Source organism: Paenarthrobacter sp. YIM B13468 (assembly GCF_042788025.1).
Lineage (GTDB): Bacteria > Actinomycetota > Actinomycetes > Actinomycetales > Micrococcaceae > Arthrobacter > Arthrobacter aromaticivorans.
Map to the genome: position 1 here is coordinate 162,759 of NZ_JBHZPI010000004.1, position 20,859 is coordinate 183,617.

The 20,859-nt window shown below is 60.7% G+C and carries 23 protein-coding genes and 1 tRNA gene; 18 read left to right on the forward strand and 6 right to left on the reverse strand.

Translation table 11 applies throughout. The features are described from left to right. Window positions 1-56: 56 nt before the first annotated feature. The 7 genes from ACFX4T_RS05770 to ACFX4T_RS05800 all read left to right on the forward strand — a co-directional run bounded on the left by ACFX4T_RS05770 (window position 57) and on the right by ACFX4T_RS05800 (window position 8,027). Window positions 57-1,568, forward strand: a complete 1,512-nt coding sequence (locus tag ACFX4T_RS05770; protein WP_377651090.1) for a bifunctional phosphatase PAP2/diacylglycerol kinase family protein — start codon at window positions 57-59, stop codon at window positions 1,566-1,568. A gap of 139 nt (window positions 1,569-1,707) precedes the next feature. After that, entirely contained in the window at window positions 1,708-2,652 is a 945-nt protein-coding gene (locus ACFX4T_RS05775; RefSeq protein ID WP_223947420.1) for an ABC transporter ATP-binding protein, read from the forward strand. A gap of 2 nt (window positions 2,653-2,654) precedes the next feature. After that, on the forward strand, window positions 2,655-3,506 hold the full coding sequence (locus ACFX4T_RS05780; RefSeq protein ID WP_216924452.1) for an ABC transporter permease: 852 nt from the start codon (window positions 2,655-2,657) through the stop codon (window positions 3,504-3,506). An 18-nt stretch (window positions 3,507-3,524) separates the two neighbouring features. Continuing rightward, complete coding sequence (locus tag ACFX4T_RS05785; protein ID WP_377651091.1) at window positions 3,525-4,808, forward strand: sensor histidine kinase; 1,284 nt, start codon at window positions 3,525-3,527, stop codon at window positions 4,806-4,808. Between the two features lie 56 nt (window positions 4,809-4,864). Then, complete coding sequence (locus ACFX4T_RS05790) at window positions 4,865-5,503, forward strand: response regulator (RefSeq protein WP_377651169.1); 639 nt, start codon at window positions 4,865-4,867, stop codon at window positions 5,501-5,503. A 163-nt stretch (window positions 5,504-5,666) separates the two neighbouring features. Further along, on the forward strand, window positions 5,667-7,115 hold the full coding sequence (locus ACFX4T_RS05795) for an amino acid permease (protein WP_377651092.1): 1,449 nt from the start codon (window positions 5,667-5,669) through the stop codon (window positions 7,113-7,115). A gap of 147 nt (window positions 7,116-7,262) precedes the next feature. Next, window positions 7,263-8,027, forward strand: a complete 765-nt coding sequence (locus ACFX4T_RS05800; RefSeq protein WP_216924460.1) for an IclR family transcriptional regulator — start codon at window positions 7,263-7,265, stop codon at window positions 8,025-8,027. 11 nt (window positions 8,028-8,038) lie between these two features. Here ACFX4T_RS05800 and ACFX4T_RS05805 read toward each other — a convergent pair whose 3' ends face one another. From ACFX4T_RS05805 to ACFX4T_RS05815, 3 genes are all read right to left on the reverse strand, one after another. After that, on the reverse strand, window positions 8,039-8,803 hold the full coding sequence (locus tag ACFX4T_RS05805; RefSeq protein WP_216924462.1) for an IclR family transcriptional regulator: 765 nt from the start codon (window positions 8,801-8,803) through the stop codon (window positions 8,039-8,041). Between the two features lie 61 nt (window positions 8,804-8,864). Beyond that, window positions 8,865-9,605, reverse strand: coding sequence for a cyclase family protein (locus ACFX4T_RS05810; protein ID WP_216924463.1), 741 nt, complete (start codon window positions 9,603-9,605; stop codon window positions 8,865-8,867). Next, on the reverse strand, window positions 9,605-10,051 hold the full coding sequence (locus tag ACFX4T_RS05815; protein ID WP_377651093.1) for a hypothetical protein: 447 nt from the start codon (window positions 10,049-10,051) through the stop codon (window positions 9,605-9,607). The genes ACFX4T_RS05810 and ACFX4T_RS05815 overlap by 1 nt, the downstream gene beginning before the upstream one ends. Before the next feature lie 182 nt (window positions 10,052-10,233). Here ACFX4T_RS05815 and ACFX4T_RS05820 point away from each other — a divergent pair, with 182 nt between their 5' ends. From ACFX4T_RS05820 to ACFX4T_RS05830, 3 genes are all read left to right on the forward strand, one after another. Then, window positions 10,234-11,121 (forward strand): intradiol ring-cleavage dioxygenase, encoded by an 888-nt coding sequence (locus ACFX4T_RS05820; protein WP_377651094.1) that lies wholly within the window; start codon window positions 10,234-10,236, stop codon window positions 11,119-11,121. 36 nt (window positions 11,122-11,157) lie between these two features. Then, window positions 11,158-12,465, forward strand: coding sequence for a M18 family aminopeptidase (locus ACFX4T_RS05825; RefSeq protein WP_377651095.1), 1,308 nt, complete (start codon window positions 11,158-11,160; stop codon window positions 12,463-12,465). A 241-nt stretch (window positions 12,466-12,706) separates the two neighbouring features. Beyond that, the gene (locus ACFX4T_RS05830) at window positions 12,707-14,122 is read left to right on the forward strand and encodes an amino acid permease (RefSeq protein WP_377651096.1); all 1,416 of its coding nucleotides are present in this window, start codon (window positions 12,707-12,709) and stop codon (window positions 14,120-14,122) included. Between the two features lie 61 nt (window positions 14,123-14,183). On the opposite strand, the gene ACFX4T_RS05835 is transcribed toward ACFX4T_RS05830, so the two are convergent. Beyond that, window positions 14,184-14,606, reverse strand: a complete 423-nt coding sequence (locus ACFX4T_RS05835; RefSeq protein ID WP_377651097.1) for a hypothetical protein — start codon at window positions 14,604-14,606, stop codon at window positions 14,184-14,186. Between the two features lie 58 nt (window positions 14,607-14,664). Further along, window positions 14,665-15,327 carry a DUF1345 domain-containing protein gene (locus ACFX4T_RS05840; protein WP_223947409.1) on the reverse strand — a complete coding sequence of 221 codons (663 nt, stop codon included), beginning with the start codon at window positions 15,325-15,327 and terminating at the stop codon, window positions 14,665-14,667. Window positions 15,328-15,462: 135 nt separating this feature from the next. Between ACFX4T_RS05840 and ACFX4T_RS05845 the strand changes: the two genes are divergently transcribed. From ACFX4T_RS05845 to rplI, 5 genes are all read left to right on the forward strand, one after another. Continuing rightward, window positions 15,463-15,545, forward strand: a tRNA-Leu gene (locus tag ACFX4T_RS05845). A gap of 280 nt (window positions 15,546-15,825) precedes the next feature. After that, window positions 15,826-16,131, forward strand: a complete 306-nt coding sequence (gene rpsF / locus ACFX4T_RS05850) for a 30S ribosomal protein S6 (RefSeq protein WP_021473324.1) — start codon at window positions 15,826-15,828, stop codon at window positions 16,129-16,131. Between the two features lie 50 nt (window positions 16,132-16,181). Next, window positions 16,182-16,772 carry a single-stranded DNA-binding protein gene (locus ACFX4T_RS05855; RefSeq protein ID WP_216924481.1) on the forward strand — a complete coding sequence of 197 codons (591 nt, stop codon included), beginning with the start codon at window positions 16,182-16,184 and terminating at the stop codon, window positions 16,770-16,772. 127 nt (window positions 16,773-16,899) lie between these two features. Beyond that, window positions 16,900-17,139, forward strand: coding sequence for a 30S ribosomal protein S18 (gene rpsR, locus ACFX4T_RS05860; protein WP_003800144.1), 240 nt, complete (start codon window positions 16,900-16,902; stop codon window positions 17,137-17,139). 18 nt (window positions 17,140-17,157) lie between these two features. Next, window positions 17,158-17,610, forward strand: coding sequence for a 50S ribosomal protein L9 (gene rplI, locus ACFX4T_RS05865; RefSeq protein WP_216924483.1), 453 nt, complete (start codon window positions 17,158-17,160; stop codon window positions 17,608-17,610). A 58-nt stretch (window positions 17,611-17,668) separates the two neighbouring features. Here rplI and ACFX4T_RS05870 read toward each other — a convergent pair whose 3' ends face one another. Then, entirely contained in the window at window positions 17,669-18,097 is a 429-nt protein-coding gene (locus ACFX4T_RS05870) for a DUF1801 domain-containing protein (RefSeq protein ID WP_377651099.1), read from the reverse strand. 55 nt (window positions 18,098-18,152) lie between these two features. Between ACFX4T_RS05870 and ACFX4T_RS05875 the strand changes: the two genes are divergently transcribed. From ACFX4T_RS05875 to ACFX4T_RS05885, 3 genes are read left to right on the forward strand one after another with little or no spacing between them, the layout of a single operon-like run. Beyond that, entirely contained in the window at window positions 18,153-19,004 is an 852-nt protein-coding gene (locus ACFX4T_RS05875) for a PhzF family phenazine biosynthesis protein (RefSeq protein WP_377651100.1), read from the forward strand. A 54-nt stretch (window positions 19,005-19,058) separates the two neighbouring features. Beyond that, the gene (locus ACFX4T_RS05880) at window positions 19,059-19,850 is read left to right on the forward strand and encodes an IclR family transcriptional regulator (protein ID WP_377651101.1); all 792 of its coding nucleotides are present in this window, start codon (window positions 19,059-19,061) and stop codon (window positions 19,848-19,850) included. A 56-nt stretch (window positions 19,851-19,906) separates the two neighbouring features. After that, entirely contained in the window at window positions 19,907-20,806 is a 900-nt protein-coding gene (locus ACFX4T_RS05885; protein WP_377651102.1) for a diacylglycerol/lipid kinase family protein, read from the forward strand. Window positions 20,807-20,859 lie beyond the last annotated feature (53 nt).

The window sequence follows — 20,859 nt, forward strand, 5'->3', positions numbered from 1 at the left end:
CCGGAGTTTTGGAATGCCGTCGGGTCCTGCCGCTGGGCTCGCGCTACTGTGGTGGAATGCGAGGTTTCCTGGGCAAAGGCCCCAAGCACGTGGCAAGGTTCGATCATTTCCTTGTCAGGGCAGTTTCGCGCCAGCCTCACGGAGAGCATGATGATCTCTTCCGACGGCTTTCAGCAGCCGCCACCAAAGGGAAGCTCTGGTTCGGCATCGCGGGAATCATGGCCTCGGTTCCAGGAAAGCCGCGCAGAGCAGCATTGCATGGACTCCTTGCCCTGGGCGTGGCCTCCGGGGTCACCAACGTCATCTTCAAGACGGCACTCCCCAGGACACGACCCCTGCCCGAGCATTTGCCGGTCTTCAGGTTCGTGCATCCGCAGCCAGTTAGTTCCTCAATGCCGTCGGGTCACTCAGCTTCCGCCGTAGCCTTTGCCGTGGGTGCGGGGATGGTCTCTCCCGTCCTGGGTGCCGTACTCGCGCCTATCGCCGCAGGCGTTGCCTATTCCCGCGTGCACACAGGGGCCCACTGGCCGTCGGATGTGGTGTTTGGTTCAGCACTTGGTGCGGGTGCTGCCCTGCTGACGCGCACGTGGTGGCCAGCCAAGCCTCCCGAGCCCAAGCCGCGCAGGACAGCGGCTGAGGCTCCAGCGATTCCCGACGGCGAAGGGCTCAGTATTGCGGTCAACGTCCTGGGTGGTTCCTACTCCCCCGAAACCGGCGAACTACTGAAAGATGTATTCCCCAAAGCGCATATTCATGAAATCGCGGAGGGCGAGGATGTGGCCGCTGAGATTGAAGCAGCAGCTGCCCGGTCAGGCACCGTAGCGCTTGGCGTTTGGGGTGGTGACGGGACGGTTGGCACCGCGGCGGCTATCGCCGTCGAGCATTCCCTGCCTCTGCTGGTATTACCGGGTGGCACCCTCAACCACTTTGCCCGTGACCTTGGGACCAGTTCGATTGACGACGCACTCGACGCAGTGACAAACGGGCACGCCGCTTATGTGGACTTCGGGCATGTTGCCGTCCATCGTGGTTTGCCTGAGAACCCTGAGACCAGTGAGATCGCCATGCTGAATACGGCCAGCGTGGGTGTTTATCCGAACCTAGTACGCCGCCGGGAGCGGCTGCAGCCTGCCATGGGCAAACCCCTGGCCAGTCTGGTGGCATCGCTGCGGACTTTCGGCGTGAACTCGCCCACGACGCTCACCGTCAACGGCGTGAAGCACAAGCTGTGGATTCTGTACCTGGGACGCGGGCGGTACTACCCCAGCGACCATGCCCCACTTCGACGCCCTGTGTTGGACGACGGTGTCTTCGATCTCCGCATGATCACCGCGGATGAACCATTTGCCCGTGCCCGACTGCTTTGGGCCGTCATTACGGGCACCGTTGCTGCTTCCAAAGTCACGCATCTGACCGAGGCGACAACCGTCACCATTGAAGCGATCGGAGAACCGTTGGTCCTTGCCGTGGATGGTGAGCCTAAGCCCGGTGTGCGCAGTGCCGTGTTCAACGTCAAGAGACGCGAGCTGCGCGTGTACTGTCCCTTGCCGGAAGATCCAGGTTCATAGCGTCATCCGGGAGGACTACCCTGACTGGACCCTGAATCATCCCTGAGACAGGCGATTTCCGTGCCCTCCGTGAGTAGCGTTGTCAGTACAGTCAACAACTCACCTGCACGTACACGTGCTCCGAGGAGGGAACGCTTCCATGATCGAAGCAAAAGGCCTGACGAAGGTCTACGGCGAGAAAACCGCCGTCGGCGGTGTCAGTTTCACCGTCCAGGCCGGACGGGTGACCGGCTTCCTGGGCCCGAACGGCGCCGGCAAGTCCACCACGATGCGCATGATCATGGGGCTGGACACTCCCACCGCGGGTTCGGTGACCGTGAACGGGGAGCCGTTCGCCAAGCATGTTGCGCCACTGCGTGAAATCGGCGCGCTGTTGGACGCCAAGGCTGTCCATACGAGTCGCACGGCGTACAACCACCTGCTGGCCATGGCCGCAACACACAGCATCCCCAAGAGCCGGGTGCGGGAGGTCATTGAGATGACCGGGCTGGGAGAAGTCGCCAAGAAAAAGGTGAAGGGTTTCTCCCTTGGAATGGGCCAGCGCCTCGGTATTGCCGCAGCGTTGCTGGGCGATCCGCAGACCATCATCCTGGACGAGCCCGTCAACGGCCTGGATCCGGAAGGCGTGGTGTGGGTCCGCAACCTCGTCAAGTACCTCGCTTCCGAGGGCCGCACCGTGTTCCTGTCCAGCCACCTTATGAGCGAGATGGCATTGACGGCAGACCATCTGATCGTGATCGGCCGCGGCAAGATCATTGCGGATGCACCCATCGCAGAGATCATCACCGGTAAGGGCCAGGCCCGCACCCGCGTCCGCACGGACCAGCCCGAGCGGCTCATGCAACTACTCGCCGGCACGGGTGTCTCCGTGGAGGTCCAGGAACGTGAACTGCTGGAAGTTTCAGGCTTGGATCCGCGCGGAATCGCCCGGACTGCCCTAGACAACCAGGTCATGGTCTACGAGCTGACCCCGCTCCAGGCAAGTCTCGAAGAGGCGTACATGGAGTTGACCAAGGACGAGGTGGAATACCACTCGCACATCACCACCGGGGCCTCTGTTCCCGTTCAGGCCGGAGGGAAATAGACATGAGCACCACCACTTTGGACCGCAAGTCCATGCGTAACTCAGTCGGTCCAGGACCGGCCTTCCATCGCGTGCTGAACTCCGAGTTCATCAAGTTCCGCACGTTGTTGTCCACGCTGATTCTCCTGGCTTCCACAGCGTTGGTCATGGTTGGCTTCGCAGCACTTTCGGCTTGGGGTACAGGGCAGTTCGCCGAACAAGCTGCGAGGGATCCCGAAGCCGCCGCAGCCATTGCCGCACAGGGCGGCGACATCGCAGTTACCATCCCCACCTCCGGCATCGCATTCGCCCAGCTGATCCTCGGTTCGTTGGGCGTCCTGCTCATGAGCTCCGAATTCACCACGGGAATGGCGCGCTCCACTTTCGCCGCGGTCCCGAAGAGGCTCTCGCCGTTCCTGGCCAAGCTTATAGTCGTGATGGTCAGTGCCTTCCTGTTGACGGCGGTGTCCACCTTCATAGCTGGCCTCGTATCACTCCCGATCGTGGACAACTACGATCTCAAGCTGGATCTCAGTAGCTCGCAGTCGGTCAAGCTTTTGCTTGTCAACAGCATCTACGTGGCAGCCGTAGCAGCGATTGGTATGGCACTGGGAACCATAGTCCGTAACTCGGCAGGAGGCATCATGAGCCTCGTGGGCCTGTTCTTTGTGGCCCCGATTGCGTTTCAGCTGATTCCTGGCGATTTCTTCGTGGAAGCCCGCAAGTACCTTCCTGGCAACACCATCAACCCGATGACCGCCGTCGAGCATGTTCCGGACACCCTGGAAGTCTGGCAGGCCGCCCTGGTTCTCGGCGCTTGGGTTGTGGTACCCGTTGCCTTGGCAATGGTCCTGTTGAAGAAGCGGGATGTCTAGGCCCCCTAGGCTCAATCCATGACTGAAGCTCCACAAGCGAAGGACGCGCCGGCTGTAACAGCTGACGCGTCCTTCGCTGAAATCGCCCACCGCCGCAGGGGCCGTATCCGTCGCTATTTTTTCGAGCGTCCCCGTGCGATGGATGCGGTGGTCGTCCTTTGCTACGTCCTTTTGGCCTTGCCCACCATCATCGCCTCGATCATCGAGGGCAAGTGGCTCGTGGTCGGGCTTTTGCTGCTGATCGCGACGGTTCTGATATTCCGGCGGCGGTACCCGCTTCGGGTGGTTGCCGCCGTCGCGGTTCTGGAAGTCTTGGCCACGGTGCTGAACCCGTGGGGCTCAAACGTTTCCGCGGGTCTGTGGTTCGCCCTCTACGCTGTAGCGACTACCCGTAAGCGGGCAATTTCACTGGTTGTGTTTGGCGCTGCCAGCCTGCCGCTTAGCCTGCTGTACCTTTTCATGTGGACAAGTCCCAGCAGTATGAACACCCTGCAGGACGTCCCGGAGAACTTCCACCTCATCAACAACATCGCCACTGCTGTGACCATCATGTTGTCCAACCTCCTGGCTACGGGCATTGGTATCTCGGTCCGCCAGCGGCGGGAGCATGAGGCCGAGATCGCCGCATGGGCAGCGCGGACAACGCAGTTGGGCAAGGTTACTGAGCGCAACAGGATTGCGCGGGAAATGCACGACGTCGTGGCTCACTCCCTGACGGTAATGATCAGTTTGTCGGACGGTGCGGCAGTCGTGGTCAAGAAGGACCCCGACCGCGCCGGCGACGTCCTGGGTGAGCTGTCCCGAACGGGCAGAGCGGCGCTTGCGGATATGCGCCGTGTGCTTGGAGTCCTGCGCGACGATTCCGGCCGCCCGGCGCCACTGACGCCGCTCGAGTCGGGGCTTAACCTGGCCAAGCTGCTGGATGGATTCCGTACGGCGGGCCTGCCGCTGCACTATGCGCACACAGGGCCCGCGCTTCCGGCCGATCCTGCTTTCGAGCTCACCGTTTACCGGATTGTGCAGGAATCGTTGACCAATGTTCTCCGCTATGGGCGCTCTCTTAGCCGCGTCGACGTGCAAGTAGCCCGCGACGGCGACCTGGTCACCATTGACGTGCTCGACGACGGCCGGGGAACCCGGGAGGGTGGCGACTCAATGGACAGCCTGGGAACACGGCAAGGCATTGCGGGAATGCGTGAACGGGCGGGAATCTATGCTGGAATCGTTAGTGCCGGTCCGGGCAAAAGGGGAGGCTGGGCGGTCCACGCCGAGCTGCACTGGAACGGCGACAAGGGGGAATAGTGGTAGATCACGGCGTCATCAAGATCCTGCTGGTGGATGACCAGCCACTGCTGCGGATGGGCTTTCGACTCATCCTTGAAGGTGAAGAGGACTTCCATGTGGTGGGCGAGGCATCAGACGGGAACGAGGCTGTCCGGCAGGTTGGGGAGCTGCAGCCGGATGTGGTGCTCATGGACGTCCGAATGCCCACCATGGATGGCGTAGAAGCTACGCGCCGCATTTCGGACGCCGGTTCCGAAGCCCGGGTCATCATCCTCACCACATTTGACCTGGACGAATACGCTTTCTCGGGACTGCAGGCTGGTGCTTCTGCATTTCTGCTTAAGGATGTTGCCCCGGTTGAACTCGTGCACGCTGTACGGCTTGTGGCCAGTGGCGACGCCGTTGTGGCCCCCCGCGTAACGCAGAGGCTGTTGGAGACGTACGTACGCGGCGGCAGCGTGCCCGGCCAATGGTCCAACCCACATCGAGATCCCTTACTGGACGATCTCACACCACGCGAGACCGAGATCCTCACCACCATCGCCGAGGGGCTGTCCAACGCGGAGATAGCCCATAAGTTCTTCCTGTCCGAGGCCACTGTTAAGACCCATGTCCGCCGCATCCTCAGCAAGCTGCAACTGAGGGATCGCGTGCAAGTGGTTGTGTATGCGTACGAGACCGGACTTGTTGTGCCGAGTAACCCGGACTACTAACCCGGCAGCACTTAACGTGCAACATATGCATTAACAAATGTTTTTAATGACCACATGCGGCGAAACTGTGTTACCTTCGTCACTACAGACGCCCTCCTTGGCACCCTCAGTCCGGATGTCCTCAGGCGTACCGTTCGCATCTGTCATTAACCGGAGACACCACATGGAACCTTCAGCACCCCTGCAATTGGACCATCTACCTGATGCTCCCGCTTCCCCCACCGCTCCTGCCGAAACCGGCCTCCGCCGAACGATGGGTCCGCGCCACCTCATCATGATCGCGATGGGAGGTGTTATCGGATCGGGCCTGTTCCTCAGTTCCGGATACACGATTTCCCAGGCGGGTCCCCTCGGCGCTGTCCTTGCGTACTTGGTGGGGGCCTTCGTCGTCTACCTTGTGATGGCCTGCTTGGGTGAACTCGCCATCGCCTATCCGGTGTCAGGCGCCTTCCACATTTACGCGGCACGGTCCATCGGTCCGGCTACCGGCTTCACGACGGCCTGGCTCTATTGGCTTTGCTGGGCAGTTGCGATCGGGTCCGAATTCACGGCCTCGGGCCTGCTCATGCAGCGGTGGTTCCCTGGCGTCGAAGTGTGGGTCTGGTGCGTGGTGTTCGCAGCGATCCTCTTCGGATTAAATGCTGTTTCCTCCAGGTTCTTCGGAGAGTCCGAGTTCTGGTTCTCCATCGTTAAAGTGGGTGCGATCATTGCGTTGATCGTGCTTGGTGGGGCCGCACTCCTCGGGTTCCAGCCGCTCTCGGAATCCGCTAATCACCCGTTCCTCTTTGAGAACTTCAACACCTCAGGCGGCCTCTTTCCCAACGGTTTCTCAGGAGTCCTTGTTACTGCCCTGGCAGTCTTCTATGCCTTCTCCGGATCCGAACTCATCGGCGTCGCTGCCGGAGAAACCACCGATCCCGCGCGGAATATCCCCAAAGCCATGCGCAGCACTGTAGTCCGCCTCCTGATCTTCTTCGTCGGTGCCATTGCCGTCATCGCAGCAACTGTTCCTTTCGATCAGGTGGGCTTGGACGAGAGCCCGTTCGTTACAGTGTTCTCCTCGGTGGGCATCCCCTACGCGGCCGACATCATGAACTTCGTCATCATCACGGCACTGTTGTCCGCCGGAAACAGTGGACTGTTCTCCTGTGCACGCATGCTGTACTCGCTGTCTGATGAAGGGCACGCGCCAAAGGCCCTGAAGCGACTGACGCGGCGCGGCATTCCCCTCGTTGCCCTTTCTGTCAGCATGCTTGGCGGGCTGGCATCGCTGATCAGCAGTGTGGTTGCCCCCGAAACCGTGTACCTCGCCCTTGTTTCCGTGGCAGGATTCGCGGTGGTAGGGGTATGGATGTCAATCACGGCCTCACATTTCTTCCATCGCCGGGCATTCATCCGAAATGGTGGCCAGGTGGCCGACCTTGCTTACAAGGCCCCCTTCTTCCCGCTGGTTCCCATCCTGGCATTCACGCTTTGCTTGGTCTCACTGGTAGGCATTGCCTTCGATCCCAACCAGGTTGCTGCCTTGTACTTCGGTATTCCGTTCGTGGCCGCCTGCTACATCTACTTCCACTTCAGGCACGGGCGGCGGGCGATTAAGCAGAACGCCTGATCAATCCAGCACAGGGCTTCACGGCCGGGCTCCCGAGAGAGTCCGGCCGTGCAGCCTTTTCATCGTCCTGCCCATGAGGTCCTGATTCTTGCCGCTGACACGGGCGTGTGAGAATGGCGTGAACGCTTGGCGGAAGGAGCGGGATTCTTGGAGGTTTCACCGGAGGCGTCGTCGTTGGCGCAGGGGCTTCGTCTCGTTCGGTTGGTTACTGACCGCGAAAAGCAGGGCCGTCAGCTACTTGGCGTATCCCAACTCGCGGCCGAGCTGGACATGGAGCAGAGCCGGGTTTCGCGCCTGGCCCAGGAACTGTGCGATTTGGGGTTACTCGAGCGCCTGGAGCGCGGACCTTTCCGTGCGGGACCTCGGTTCTTCAGCCTGGCAGCCTCCCTCAACGTTGGCTGGGTCCATGATTCGCGTGCAGAACTGGAAGAGTTGGTCTCGTCCCTGGGATTTAGGTCCCGACTGTCAGTGCGCGACGGTGTCAGGGTTCTATTGCTGCGTTCCTCTACTAACAACTCAGTCCTGGGCGGGTTCGCAAAGCCGGGAATGGTCACGCCTGTGTGGTGTACGGGTTCCGGGCGGGCATTGCTGTGGGACCACTCCCGAAACGAACTGGAAGCCCTGCTCAAAGACGTCAACTTCATTGGCGTCGGCGGGCCTGCTGCAGCGCATTCCCAGGCGGAAGTCCACGCCCTCATGGAGCGCGACAGGCCCCAGGGTTTTGTTTTGGCGGCTGAGGAGTTCGAGCACGGTGTATGGGAACTGGCCGTACCTGTTCGGGATCCCTCGGGCGGCATCATTTCTGCCCTCAGTGTCCTGGGCACCCGTTCCGATCTTGAGAGGGCCGCACCGGAGCTTGCCCCGCTGCTGCATTCGGCAGCGCAGAGGCTCGGTTCCGCATCCGGCGCCTAAGGCCAGGGCAGCTACTGAAGCCGTCCACCAACCATAGACTCAAGCCACTCCTGCCAAGAGTGGAGTGCGACTGCGTAAGTTTCGCGGTGGGGCTCAATGCGTGACTTTGGGCCCACAATCTGAAGGGCCGCTGCAACCTCCCCCTTGAAGTCGCGTATGGGGGCAGCCAACGAGTAAAGTCCTGGTTCAGCTTCTTCGTCCACGATTGAGTAGCCGCGTACGCGAGCATCATTGAGGCGCGCCAGGAAGTCCTCCACAGAGGAAGGCGTATTGGGTCCATGCTTCACGAACTCAACAGACTCGAAGATCTTGCGGACTTCTTCGTCGGGAGCGTCCCACAGGAGTGCTTGGCCCGCGTCACTGCAATATGCAGGATAGGGACGTCCAAGCCACGATCCCACGAGGTTGGCGCTGGCAGGCACTTGTTCACCGATGGTGACCGTACTGTTGCCGCTGAGCACGCCAAGAAAGCATGCCTCGTTGGTTTCAGAAGCGAGACCCTCAAGGGCGGTTAGCCCGTCTGTTTTCAGCCGTTGTTCAGCGACCAGTTGGGCGTCCGTCAGGATAGTCCAGCCCAAGCTGTACTTCCTCTGATCCCTGCGGGCCAGGAAGCCCTCCTGCAAGGCGCCCTTGAGACTCCGGGACACTTGGCTGCGGTCCTTGTCCAGGTCGGCAGCGACGTCGGCGACCGTCCCGCCGTCGTATCCTTGCGCGTGACGGGCACCGACCGCAAGGATGGCCATCATGCCGCGGCCCATGCTTGAGGTCTTTGACATGGATTGATTCTAGCTATTGGCCGCAGGCGCGGCGGACCAGGGCGGGGGACAGGCGCGGGCCTTAGTGGATTGCGAAAACCCTGGCCGGAAATCCACTGCCTTCCAGGGGTTTGGCCCAGGAAGCAACCAGGACGCCCCCGGCCTCGGGCACGTTGTCCAGGTTGGCAAGAAGTTCAATCTGCCACTTGTCCCGGGCCAGGACATAAGTTTCCAGGCTGAAGTCCTGCTGGGAAGTTGCGACGCCGGGATCAGTGTCCGTTTGTTCGTGGCCCACGGCAGCCACAGCACGGTTCTCGATCAGGAATTCCAGAACCTCCCTCGACCAGCCGGGAGTGTGGCTGATGCCGGCTTGGTCCTTGTTCGCCATGGCCTGGGCATCGGGCCACCGCCTGCTCCAACCAGTGCGGAGCGCCACGAATGAACCCGCCAAAATGTGCCCGTTCCTCTCCTCCCAAGCCTGGACATCGGCGAGTGTTGGGGTGGCATCTTCATCCTTGCTGACACGGTCACTGATATCCAGGACAACCAAGGGCAAGAGCATTTGTTCCACGGGTATCTGGTCCAGCGTTCGGCCTCCCCGCACAAAGTGCGACGGCGGATCCACGTGGGTTCCCCACTGGCCCACGATCGAGTACCGGTGGGCAGTAAAGCCGTCCCCTTTTTCCATGTCAAAGAGGGCTTCGCGGGACTCATCCGGAAAGGCCGCGAAGCGCGGCTGACCTGGATGGAAAGCATGCGTCAGATCGGTGTACGTCCTGCCTTCGAGCAGGGGCGCGAGCTGCTGCCATAGCGGGTAATTCATCAGGCCACCCGGCTTTCAGTGACAGGAGCGTGGGCACTGCTGGAGACACTCAGTGGCGCGGAGACTTCAATGACGGGAACTTCCCACGGGTGGATATCGACGATCCGCTGGACGAGCTCATGAACGGCCTGCTCAGAGAGCGAATCATCGAAGTATGTGGTGAAGACAAAGGTCGGCGAGATGGTCCTCTTCCCCACGCTTCCCAGCGTGGGATTGGCACCTTCGGCGACGGTAAAGCCCTCGAACCCTGCCGAGGACTCAAAGACGTGGTGGTAATTACCGAAGCCACCCAGCTCCGGCGTTGCGGTGAGCGTTTGCAGCAGCGAGGCGATGCCGGCGTCGGACTCCAGAGCGCCCAGATCGCCACTGGCCAGTTGGGTCATGGTGTCCAGCGGAATGGGCCAGTGGATGCGCAGCTTTCGCACGGCTTTCAATTCAATGTTCATGGGGCAATGCCTTCCGAGGTGTGCTTACTGGGAGCAATGGTGGCACAACGTGACGAGCATTACAAGCATATAGAAATGTTTATATTGCACACACGGTGCGAGAGCTCTTAGTCTGCGGCTTTCACAGCGCCACCATGGGTTCGGCATGTACAAGTCACAGCCCCCGTGGGTTTGATGGACGCATGACCTCCCCACAGCCCCATCCAGACCACGATCGCGGCCTCGAATTCGATCTCTCCACTCTCCTGAGCCGTCGGCGATCATTCGGCCTCCTGTTCGGCGCCGGGACGGCAGCAGCCCTGGCTGCCTGCACGCCGGGTTCCGGAGGTGGCGGCGCGTCGCCGTCGTCGTCCTCCGGCGCTGCCGCTACCGCAACAGAAAGTACGACGGCGGCCGTAACACCTTCCGCTACGAGTACCGTGACGCGCGCCCTCGCCGAATGCGGGGTCGAGATCCCCGAGGAAACAGTCGGCCCATATCCCGGCGACGGTTCCAACGGGCCGAATGTGCTCGAAGCATCGGGAGTGGTTCGAAAGGACATCAGTTCAAGCTTCAGTAGCTCCACCACGAAGGCCACGGGTGTCCCACTGTCTTTCACCCTGACGCTCCTGGATAACGCCAACGGTTGCTCGCCGCTGGCGGGCGCAGCTGTCTATGTATGGCACTGTGACCAGAATGGAAAGTATTCCCTGTACGACTCGGGGCTGAAGAACGAGAACTACCTCCGTGGCGTCCAGGAAACCGACAGCAACGGCCAGGTAACTTTCACCTCCATCTATCCCGGCGCCTACAGTGGCCGGTGGCCTCATATTCACTTTGAGGTATTTGAATCCATGAGCAACACTTCTGCGGCCGGGCAGGTGCTGGCAGTGTCCCAGATCGCCCTGACCGAGGCAGCGTGCAAGGACGTCTACGCGTTGGAGGGATACGAGTCGAGTGCCCGAAACTTCGCAAAGAGCACCCTGGCAGATGACAACGTCTTTGGTGACGATGGGGGCATATATCAGCTGGCCACTATGTCGGGCTCCGTCCAGGGAGGCTACACAGCCGCGCTGAACGTCACGGTCTGACGCGAAGCGGTCGACGAGCGCGGCTAGACTCGGGGCATGCCTTCGAATGCCTCCGCAGCAACTGACCACATCCAGGACCTCGGCGCATATGTTTCGGCTTCGCCATCCAGCTTCCATGCAGCGCACGAGGCCGGTCGGCGGCTCAATAGCGCTGGCTTCACCTCACTGGATGAACTGCAGCCGTGGGAACGTGGCGCGGGTAAGTTCTACGTCATCCGCGATGGCGCCCTGATCGCGTGGGTAACTCCGGAGAATGCCGGTCCAACCACGGGCTTCAATATTCTGGGCGCCCACACAGACTCCCCCTCCTTCAAACTCAAGCCGAAGCCCACCACCGGGAAGTTCGGCTGGCTGCAGGCCGGCGTCGAGGTGTACGGAGGGCCACTCCTGAACTCCTGGCTGGACCGTGAGCTGCAACTGGCCGGTCGCCTGGTGTTACGCGACGGCACGCAGCACCTGACTGCAACCGGCCCGCTCCTGCGCTTCCCGCAACTGGCCATTCACTTGGATCGTGGGGTTAATGACAACGGCCTCCTGCTTTCCAAGCAGCAGCACATGAACCCGATTTTCGGGCAGGGCGATCCAGCCAATGAAGATCTTTTGGGCCTGCTTGCCGAGCGAACCGAGGGCACCGCCGTTGATCCGGCGGACATCGGGGGTTACGACGTCGTGGTGGCGGATACGCAGGCGCCCGCGGTTTTCGGCGCTAAGGGTGAGTTCTTCGCCTCCGGCCGCTTGGACAACCTTTCTTCGACCCACGCTGGTTTGGTGGCATTGATTGGACATGCGAAGGCAGGCCCGGAAGACGGCCCCATCGCTGTCCTCGCTGCTTTTGACCATGAAGAGATCGGTTCCAACTCGCGCTCCGGGGCCTGCGGGCCCATCCTCGAGGACATCCTGACTCGAATCTCTGACGGTCTTGGCGCTTCGGTGAGCCAGCGGCGGCAGTCCTTGGCGGCGTCGTTCTGTGTCTCTGCGGATGCCGGCCACGCCGTCCACCCGAACTACGCCGAGAGGCATGATCCGGTAAACCGTCCCGTACTCAACGGTGGGCCGCTGTTGAAGATCAATGCCAACCAGCGCTACGCCACCGATGCGGCGGGGGCTGCGCTGTGGGCGCGGATGTGCGCGGAAGCAAATGTGCCGTACCAGGAATATGTCTCCAACAATGACCTTCCATGCGGTTCCACCATCGGTCCACTGACCGCGACGCGCTTGGGCATCAGGACAGTTGATGTGGGCATCCCTCTGCTGTCCATGCATTCGGCACGGGAGTTGTGCGGCGTTGAGGACGCCTTCCGTTTGGCTTCTGTGGCTGAACTGTTCTACCGAACTGCCGTCTGAGGTCCTCCAAGGAAACCAAAAGCCTCAAGGACTCATTTCAAGAGCGTTTCCAATGTTTCGCAGGGGAAACTTTGGATGCTTATTATCATACTTTTTGTGCGTGCTTCCGTTTTGAAGAACGTCAAAATGTACATCTGCACAAGAAGATGCCCTGTCCGGATGGCTACTCTGGGAAAGCCATGTGGCCCACTGCACATCAACTGGGCCCCTTCTCCAAACAGACTAAGGACGGCGCCGACCCATGCACGCTGACCAACAGCTTTCAAAGTCCCTGAAGCCACGACACCTCTCCATGATCGCCATCGCCGGCGTGATTGGTGCTGGGCTCTTTGTGGGATCCGGCGCCGCCATCCAACAGGCTGGTCCGGGCATCCTTGTCGCCTATCTGGCCGCTGGCCTGGTGGTCATCCTCGTCATGCGGATGCTTGGCGAGATGGCTGCGGCCAACCCGGAGACAGGCTCCTTCTCCACCTACGCGGACAAGGCGTTGGGCCGTTGGGCTGGCTTCAGCATTGGCTGGCTCTACGCGTGGTTCTGGATCATCGTGCTGGGCATCGAGGCCACCGCAGGTGCTGCCATCATGCATCGCTGGGTTCCAGGCGTCGACCAATGGGTTTGGGCGCTGGTACTCATGGTCCTCCTGACATTGACCAACCTGGGCTCCGTGAAGTCCTACGGCGAGTTTGAATTCTGGTTCGCGTCGATCAAGGTGGCTGCCATCGTCATCTTCCTACTCGCAGGCATTGCCGCCATCCTTGGCTTGATCCCGGGTGTTTCCGCGCCGGGCGTCGCCAACCTTCTGGACCAGGGCGGCTTTATGCCCAACGGTCCCGGGGCGGTCTTGGCTGGCATCCTCGTGGTGGTCTTCTCGTTCTTTGGTGCCGAGATTGCCACGATCGCCGCGGGCGAGTCCGAAAACCCAGTAGATGCCGTAAAGAAGGCTGTGAAGTCCACTGTGTGGCGCATCTTGATCTTCTACATCGGCTCCATTGCCATTGTGGTCACGCTCCTGCCGTGGAACAGCGCCTCAGTTGCCAAGAGCCCGTATGTTGCCGTGATTGAGCTTTACGGAATCCCGGGTGCCGGCACCATCATGGACATCGTGGTGCTCACGTCGGTTCTCTCCTGCCTGAACTCGGGCCTGTACACGGCAAGCCGCATGCTTTTCTCGCTCTCGCAGCGTGGCGACGCTCCCAAATCCTGGATGAAGATTTCCAAGCGCGGCGTTCCTGCGGCAGCAGTGCTGGCCTCCACCGTGGTGGGGTTCATCACTGTTGGCCTGAACTACGTCGCTCCGGATACCGTGTTCCTGTTCCTCGTCAACACGTCCGGCGCTATCGCCTTGTTTGTGTGGCTGGTTATCGCCAGCTCACAGCTCATCCTCCGCCGCCGGATGGGCGCGGCCGCCAAGGACCTGAACCTCAAGATGTGGATGTTCCCGTACCTCACGTGGATCGCAATCGGAAGCATCGTTGCGCTCATCATCGGCATGGTGATCCTTGAATCCACGCGAGAATCGCTCTTCCTCTCGCTGGCCTTGGCCGCTGTTGTCGTCGCCATCGGCGTATTCCGATACCGCAAGCGCGGGACGCCGTCCGCTCCGGCGGGTGACGCGGATGCCGAGCGTGTGACGTTGGGTTCCGGTCCGGCGTCGTAGGCGTCCTTTTCGTCCGGGGCAGCCGCCGTCAGTGTTCGACGGCGGCTGCCCCGTTTGTGGTTTAAGGCACCTCAACGGGGAGGTACTGGATGGGTCCTGGGCACTGTGCGCCGGTGGTGTCCGGAACACCAGGTATGGCAGGGATGTCGAAGACGGAGTCCCGCTGGCGTTTGCCTGCCTCCTTGACCACCACACGGACCTTGGCCACAACGCTGGGCGGGGAGGCTGATTGCCCGGCAGGTAGATACGGGGGCTCCTGGGGGATGAGCCAGCGGCCATCCGTCTGCTGCTGGACGGGCCGCGGTGTGCAGCCGTCTCCGAAACATGCCTGGACGCGGCTTGGCGTTGAGGCTATCTTCAGCTCGATCGGAGCGGCGTTCCCAATTGCAGGGCACACGCGTGACTTGTCCACGGCGAACCACACCAGTCCGCCGATCGCGGCCACCAGAATAATCGCCGCAACCCAGATCAGCCGGGGCTTCATGGCAAGTAGCCTACGCCTGGGCGCGCCGCCGGGAACTGAGCTACGGGCGGTTAATGGGCTACTGGGCCAAGCCAATGACGAGGTTGATTGTGGCGGCCAGGATGACGGTGCCGAACAAGTAGGACAGCAGACTGTGTTTCAAGGCCTCAAGCCGGATCCTATGGTTGCTCAGGTTGGTGTCTGAGACCTGATACGTCATGCCCAGGCTGGTGGCCAGATAGGCGAAATCCGTATATTGCGGTGGGCGGTCCTGGTTGAAGCTGATGCCACCAACTCCACCACCGGCCTCGGCTTCAGGGCTGTAATAGAGCTCGGCGTAGCGCAGGGTGAAGAGCGTTTGGACCAGCATCCAGGACAGGGCCACGCACGCCAGCGAGAGTGCGGCGGAATAAAAGCGCGTGTCCGTTCCTTCAGTGTGCGAGTTGACGATCACCGCCGCAGCAGCGGCGATGCTGGCCAGGTTTGCGATAAGGATCAGAACGTCGGTGACTCCACGGGACGGGTCCTCGGATGTCGCGTGTTGCCGGGTCTCGGCGGGGTCCATTCGCGCTATCACCAGCCACACCCAGACAACATAGATCAGCGCTGCCGTTGCCCAGCCCACGGCCGGCGCATCAACCCAGCTGCCTGCGGCTCCGGTGACCATGAAGGCTAGGGCGCCGGCTGCCACCATGACAACGAAACGCAGGCGGCTACGCCGAACTCTGTTCAGTGCATCCATGCCCCCACCCTAGTCCGGGTTCTCCTTTTGATCCGGGGCATTGGGACACAGGAATCCACTAAATGGGCATCCTCGTGTTAGTGTCTTTGTCGCTGTTACGGAGAAAAACGAAACACTGTTTCTCCGAATCACCCTGCGCGGGTGGCGGAATGGCAGACGCGCTAGCTTGAGGTGCTAGTCCTCGAAAGGGGGTGGGGGTTCAAGTCCCCCTCCGCGCACAGGAAACCCCTGGAAGATCGCTGATCTTCCAGGGGTTTTGTCGTTTCCATCGCACGCCAGCTTCCTCTGGGGCCAAGGTTATCCACATACGGCGACTGGCGGGTTTCGGTCCAGGATCCCACCGAATAGCTTTGGGTGCAGGAGATGCACTAAGATATTGAAGTCTGTGTTGCGCCCTCCTTCCGAATCTTCGGCGGGGGAGCGAGCCACAGCATCGCAAATGAACCTCCTGTTACGGAAATACCGTAACCGCTTAGCCCAAAGGAGGTGGGTTCACATATGCGTCCTTACGAATTGATGGTAATCATCGACCCCGAGGTCGAAGAGCGTACCGTAGAGCCGTCGCTTCAGAAGTTCCTTAATGTCATCACCACCGATGGTGGAACCATCGAAAAGGTTGACATCTGGGGCCGTCGCCGTCTGGCATACGACATCAAGAAGAAGTCCGAAGGTATCTACGCAGTGGTGAACTTCACCGCTGAGCCGGCTACCGCCAAGGAACTTGACCGCCAGCTGTCTCTTAACGAGACGATCATGCGCACCAAGATCATCCGCCCCGAAGACCAGAAGGTCGTTGCTGAGTAATCAGCCCCTTCCAGATCTTTACACCGCAGGAACGAACAAGGAGGCAGTAGATGGCAGGCGAAACCACTATTACGGTCATCGGTAATCTCACCAATGACCCGGAGCTGCGGTTCACCCCGTCTGGCTCAGCAGTAGCGAACTTCACCATCGCTTCTACTCCCCGGACCTTTGATCGTCAGTCGAATGAGTGGAAGGACGGGGAAACCCTGTTCCTCCGCGCTTCCGTCTGGCGCGAAGCAGCCGAGAACGTGGCCGAGTCCCTTACCAAGGGCATGCGCGTCATTGTTTCCGGCCGTTTGAAGAGCCGTTCTTACGAAACCAAGGAAGGCGAGAAGCGCACCGTTATCGAGCTTGAGGTCGATGAAATCGGCCCGAGCCTGCGTTACGCAAACGCCAAAGTCAACCGTACCCAGCGCTCCGGTGGCCAGTTCGGCGCCGGAAACGGTGGCCAGGGTGGCTTCGGTGGCGGTAACGCCGGTGGCTTTGGCGGAGGTGCAGCAGCTGGTGCAAGCCAGGGCGGCAACTCCGGTGGAAACTGGGGCGGCAACCAGCCCGCGCAGCAGGATGACCCTTGGGCTACGCCCGGAGTCAGCAATGCAGGCGGCTGGGGCAACGGCCCGGATTCCGAACCTCCCTTCTAAACACCAAGAAAAAGTCCGACGCCGGAACCCGCCGGGACTGCTGCAAGGCATCCGGGCGACTACCGCCGTCGAACACCACCATCCCGTGGATCAATATCCACGGGCTCCATAGAAAAGGAGCTCCACGATGGCTAAGGCTGAACTCCGTAAGCCCAAACCAAAGTCCAACCCCTTGAAGGCCGCTGACATCACTGTCATCGACTACAAGGACGTAGCACTGCTGCGCAAGTTCATCTCCGACCGCGGAAAGATCCGCGCTCGTCGCGTTACTGGCGTTACCGTTCAGGAACAGCGCAAGATCGCCCAGGCAATCAAGAACGCCCGCGAAGTTGCTCTGCTGCCTTACTCCGGCGCTGGCCGCGGCTAAGGGAAGGGATTAACTAACATGGCAAAGCTCATTCTGACCCACGAAGTAACCGGTCTCGGTGCTGCTGGCGACGTTGTCGAGGTCAAGGACGGTTACGCACGTAACTTCCTGCTGCCCCGCGGCTTCGCTCTGACCTGGACCAAGGGTGGCGAGAAGCAGGTTGAGACCATCAAGGCTGCCCGCGCTGCTCGTGCCCACGCTTCTGTTGAAGCTGCACAGGCACAGGCTCAGGCTCTGTCCTCCAAGAAGGTCAAGCTCGAGGTGAAGGCCGGCGAGTCCGGTCGTCTCTTCGGCACCGTCAAGCCTGCTGATGTCGCTGCTGCTGTTGAGGCCGCTGGCCTCGGCGCCATCGACAAGCGCAACGTTGAACTGCCGAACCACATCAAGTCTGTCGGTTCGTACCAGGCCAACGTTCGCCTGCACGAGGATGTTTCCGCTGTTATCGACCTTGAGGTCGTTGCAGGGAAGTAGTCTCTGACCGCTACGAAGGACCCCCGCCGCCGGTTTCCGGTGGTGGGGGTCCTTTTGCTTATGAGGACGGTGTGTGGAGCTCAGACATGACGTGTTGGTAGCCCGTCCGGATCATCTCTGCGAGGATTTCCCGGTCCACGTCGTCCAGCCTATTGATGTATAAACATGCCGCTCCGGTCTTGTGCTTGCCCAACTCCGCAAGCAGACGCTCGGCATCGGGCCCGTATGTGAGGCCATAGAGTGCCAGGTTCGTCTTGCGCGGTGAGAAACCGACGGCGGCAGAGTCACCTTCCCGCCCGCTCTCGTATTTGTAGTGGTAGCTACCGAAGCCCACGATTGTAGGCCCCCACATAACCCCATCCTCGCCGGTAATCTCCTGCATCATCCTCCGCAGTTCCAGCCCATCGGCGCGCCGGCCAGGGTGCTCCACGGAGGAAAGGAATTCATCCACGGACATGCTTGTGGGCTGGGTCTTGTTCTCTGCCATGTTCGTAGTTTTCCAGACTCACGATTGGCCGGCTACCCAGTGATAACCTGCAGCGGTGACTTCAGAATCCTTGCGTATCCGCCCCTTCCACCAGGTCGACGTCTTCTCGGCCCAGCCATATCGCGGTAACCCGCTGGCAGTAGTAATGGACGCAGAGGGACTAAGCAGCGAGGCAATGCAGCACTTCGCCAACTGGACCAACCTCTCCGAGACCACCTTCCTTCTACCTCCAACAGATCCGCGTGCCGATTACCGAGTGCGCATCTTCACGGGCAGCGAGGAGTTCCCTTTCGCTGGGCACCCAACCCTCGGTTCCGCCCACACTTGGCTGCAGGCCGGGGGAGAGCCCAAGACTGACGGCGTGTTGGTGCAGGAATGCGGCGCAGGTTTGGTCCGGGTGAAGCACGACGCCGGCCGGCTGGCCTTCGCTGCACCACCACTGACCCGCTTCGAGGCGGTGGATGCCGCCGTTCGTTCCCAGCTGGCAGCCGGCCTTAGGCTCCCGGAGGCCTCCTTACTGGACGCATCATGGCTGGTGAACGGCCCGGAATGGGTTGGCGTCCTGCTTGAGTCTGCGGAACAAGTCCTGGCAATCGAACCGGATCTGGTGGCGATGGGTGACCTCAAGGTCGGGGTGATCGGCCCCCACAAGCCTGGCTCCGACGTCGACTTTGAAGTGCGCACGTTCATTCCCGGCGACGCCATGGTGGAAGATCCCGTGACCGGCAGTTTCAACGCCGGTGCAGCGCAGTGGCTGATCGGTTCGGGGCGGGCGCCTGAAGAATACGTGGCGGCGCAGGGCACTGCCTTGGGCAGGGCGGGTCGCATCCATGTGAAGGCTGAGAACGGTGACATTTGGGTCGGAGGGGCATCGGCCACGTGTATCCAGGGCACTGTCCTGTTGTAGCTCCAACCGGAGCGGAATTGGCGTCCCCTCCGGCGAGCGTTTAGCGTGAGACTTATGTCAGCATCCGATGCTTCCGCCAAGGCCAACGGCAACCCTTTGCTTGTCCTTGGCAAGATCACGTCTATATTGGACGCCTTTTCCCTATCGAAGCCGGTGCTGCAGCTGAGCGACATTCGCGAGTACACCGGGATGCCGACTTCCACAGTGCAGCGTCTCGTCACCAACCTGACGTCCCAAGGATTCCTGGACCGCGAAGGCGACGCCTACCGCATTGGCATGCGGATGGCCTATTGGGCGGCTCCGGCGACCCGTGGCATGGACGTGGTGGACATCCTAAGTCCACTGTTGAAGACGTTGCGCGATACTACCGGTGAGACTGCGTGCTTCTTCAAAGCAGAACAGCACTACCGCGTGTGCGTCGCCATGGCGGATACCCGTCACGCGCTCCGCCGCGAGATGCATCTTGGCAAGATCATTCCGCTTCACGCGGGTTCGGCGGGCAGGGTCCTGCTTGCGTGGTCTCCTGAATTGATGGAGGCTGTCCTTCGCGATCCGTTGGAGCCCATTACCGACTACACGATCACCAGCTCAGAGGAATTGGAGGTCGCGGTCAAGAAGACGCGGGCTGATGGCTTTGCGATCACTGTAGGGGAACGGGAAGACGGTGCCTCAGGGCTCTCGGCGCCAGTGTTCGATTCAGCTGCTGCCCTTGTGGGTGCAGTCACCATCAGCGGACCTACATTGCGGATGCCACTGGAAACGTGCCAAGCGTGGGTGGAACCTTTGCTCGCGACCGCGGAACATATGACCAGACTCATTGGTGGGCGGTTCCCGGGGGAGTCGTAGGGGTATTAAGGGCTAACAGGCAGTAACCAAACGCGCGTACACCCAAGGAGCACATTATGCATTCGGCACGGAACTTTGAATCGATCGCCATTATTTTCAATCCCAACAGCACAGGCAATGCGCCCGAACTGGCTGAGCAATTACAGGTCAAGCTGAAGGACACGCTCCCCTACGCCCCAGAGATTACCCTGCAGCCCACTGAACACGCTGGACATGCCGTTGAGTTGGCCAGGACGGCGGCGGCAGGGGGAGGCGACGTCCTTGTTGTCTCCGTGAGTGGTGACGGTGGCTACAACGAGGTTGTCAACGGAGTGATGCAGGCCGGGAACCCGCAAGCAGTGTGTGCGGTCATGGCCGCGGGCAACGCCAACGATCACCGCCGAATCACGGGAACCAAGCCCCTGGAAGAAGCTATTGCTGAGGGCCACGTCCGGAAAATTGACCTCCTGAGCATTCACACGGGCCAACAAGAAGGCGAGCCTTTGGAATACGCGCATTCCTACATCGGATTTGGTCTCACACCTGTTGTGGCCACCGAACTCGAAAAGGGCAGCAAGGGAGCGCTGACTGAGATGGTCTCTGTCATCAAGACTTTTTCGAAGTTCGAGCCATTTGGCATCCGCACGTCCGATGGCAAACGCAGGAAATTCGACAGCTTGGTTTTCGCCAACATCCCAGAAATGGCCAAGTACGCAACGCTTAGTGAGGCCGAAGACCACCCCTCTGATGGGAAATTCGAGGTCATCATATTTCCGCACATGCCCAAATGGCGGGTGCTGCTGACTGCCCTCCGAGCGACAACGCAAGGCTTGGGCGATCAGCCGAGCGTGAGCAGCTATGAATTCACTACGCTCAAACCCTTGCCATACCAGATGGACGGTGAAGTGAAGACGGTGGAAGCCAATGTCAAAGTCAGGGTGGAATGCGCTCCGGCGGCTCTGGCTACTGTGGGCTAAGTCCAGCCGGTCCGCGGTCAGACTAACGGCGGAGAGATTGACGAATGAAATGG

Excerpts from the sequence above, each read along its gene's own strand:
- ACFX4T_RS05770 (WP_377651090.1), top strand. The coding sequence starts at position 57 with ATGCGAGGTTTCCTGGGCAAAGGCCCCAAGCACGTGGCAAGGTTCGAT.
- ACFX4T_RS05775 (WP_223947420.1), top strand. The coding sequence starts at position 1,708 with ATGATCGAAGCAAAAGGCCTGACGAAGGTCTACGGCGAGAAAACCGCC.
- ACFX4T_RS05780 (WP_216924452.1), top strand. The coding sequence starts at position 2,655 with ATGAGCACCACCACTTTGGACCGCAAGTCCATGCGTAACTCAGTCGGT.
- ACFX4T_RS05785 (WP_377651091.1), top strand. The coding sequence starts at position 3,525 with ATGACTGAAGCTCCACAAGCGAAGGACGCGCCGGCTGTAACAGCTGAC.
- ACFX4T_RS05790 (WP_377651169.1), top strand. The coding sequence starts at position 4,865 with ATGGGCTTTCGACTCATCCTTGAAGGTGAAGAGGACTTCCATGTGGTG.
- ACFX4T_RS05795 (WP_377651092.1), top strand. The coding sequence starts at position 5,667 with ATGGAACCTTCAGCACCCCTGCAATTGGACCATCTACCTGATGCTCCC.
- ACFX4T_RS05805 (WP_216924462.1), bottom strand. The coding sequence starts at position 8,803 with ATGTCAAAGACCTCAAGCATGGGCCGCGGCATGATGGCCATCCTTGCG.
- ACFX4T_RS05810 (WP_216924463.1), bottom strand. The coding sequence starts at position 9,605 with ATGAATTACCCGCTATGGCAGCAGCTCGCGCCCCTGCTCGAAGGCAGG.
- ACFX4T_RS05815 (WP_377651093.1), bottom strand. The coding sequence starts at position 10,051 with ATGAACATTGAATTGAAAGCCGTGCGAAAGCTGCGCATCCACTGGCCC.
- ACFX4T_RS05820 (WP_377651094.1), top strand. The coding sequence starts at position 10,234 with ATGACCTCCCCACAGCCCCATCCAGACCACGATCGCGGCCTCGAATTC.
- ACFX4T_RS05825 (WP_377651095.1), top strand. The coding sequence starts at position 11,158 with ATGCCTTCGAATGCCTCCGCAGCAACTGACCACATCCAGGACCTCGGC.
- ACFX4T_RS05830 (WP_377651096.1), top strand. The coding sequence starts at position 12,707 with ATGCACGCTGACCAACAGCTTTCAAAGTCCCTGAAGCCACGACACCTC.
- ACFX4T_RS05835 (WP_377651097.1), bottom strand. The coding sequence starts at position 14,606 with ATGAAGCCCCGGCTGATCTGGGTTGCGGCGATTATTCTGGTGGCCGCG.
- ACFX4T_RS05840 (WP_223947409.1), bottom strand. The coding sequence starts at position 15,327 with ATGGATGCACTGAACAGAGTTCGGCGTAGCCGCCTGCGTTTCGTTGTC.
- rpsF (WP_021473324.1), top strand. The coding sequence starts at position 15,826 with ATGCGTCCTTACGAATTGATGGTAATCATCGACCCCGAGGTCGAAGAG.
- ACFX4T_RS05855 (WP_216924481.1), top strand. The coding sequence starts at position 16,182 with ATGGCAGGCGAAACCACTATTACGGTCATCGGTAATCTCACCAATGAC.
- rpsR (WP_003800144.1), top strand. The coding sequence starts at position 16,900 with ATGGCTAAGGCTGAACTCCGTAAGCCCAAACCAAAGTCCAACCCCTTG.
- rplI (WP_216924483.1), top strand. The coding sequence starts at position 17,158 with ATGGCAAAGCTCATTCTGACCCACGAAGTAACCGGTCTCGGTGCTGCT.
- ACFX4T_RS05870 (WP_377651099.1), bottom strand. The coding sequence starts at position 18,097 with ATGGCAGAGAACAAGACCCAGCCCACAAGCATGTCCGTGGATGAATTC.
- ACFX4T_RS05880 (WP_377651101.1), top strand. The coding sequence starts at position 19,059 with ATGTCAGCATCCGATGCTTCCGCCAAGGCCAACGGCAACCCTTTGCTT.
- ACFX4T_RS05885 (WP_377651102.1), top strand. The coding sequence starts at position 19,907 with ATGCATTCGGCACGGAACTTTGAATCGATCGCCATTATTTTCAATCCC.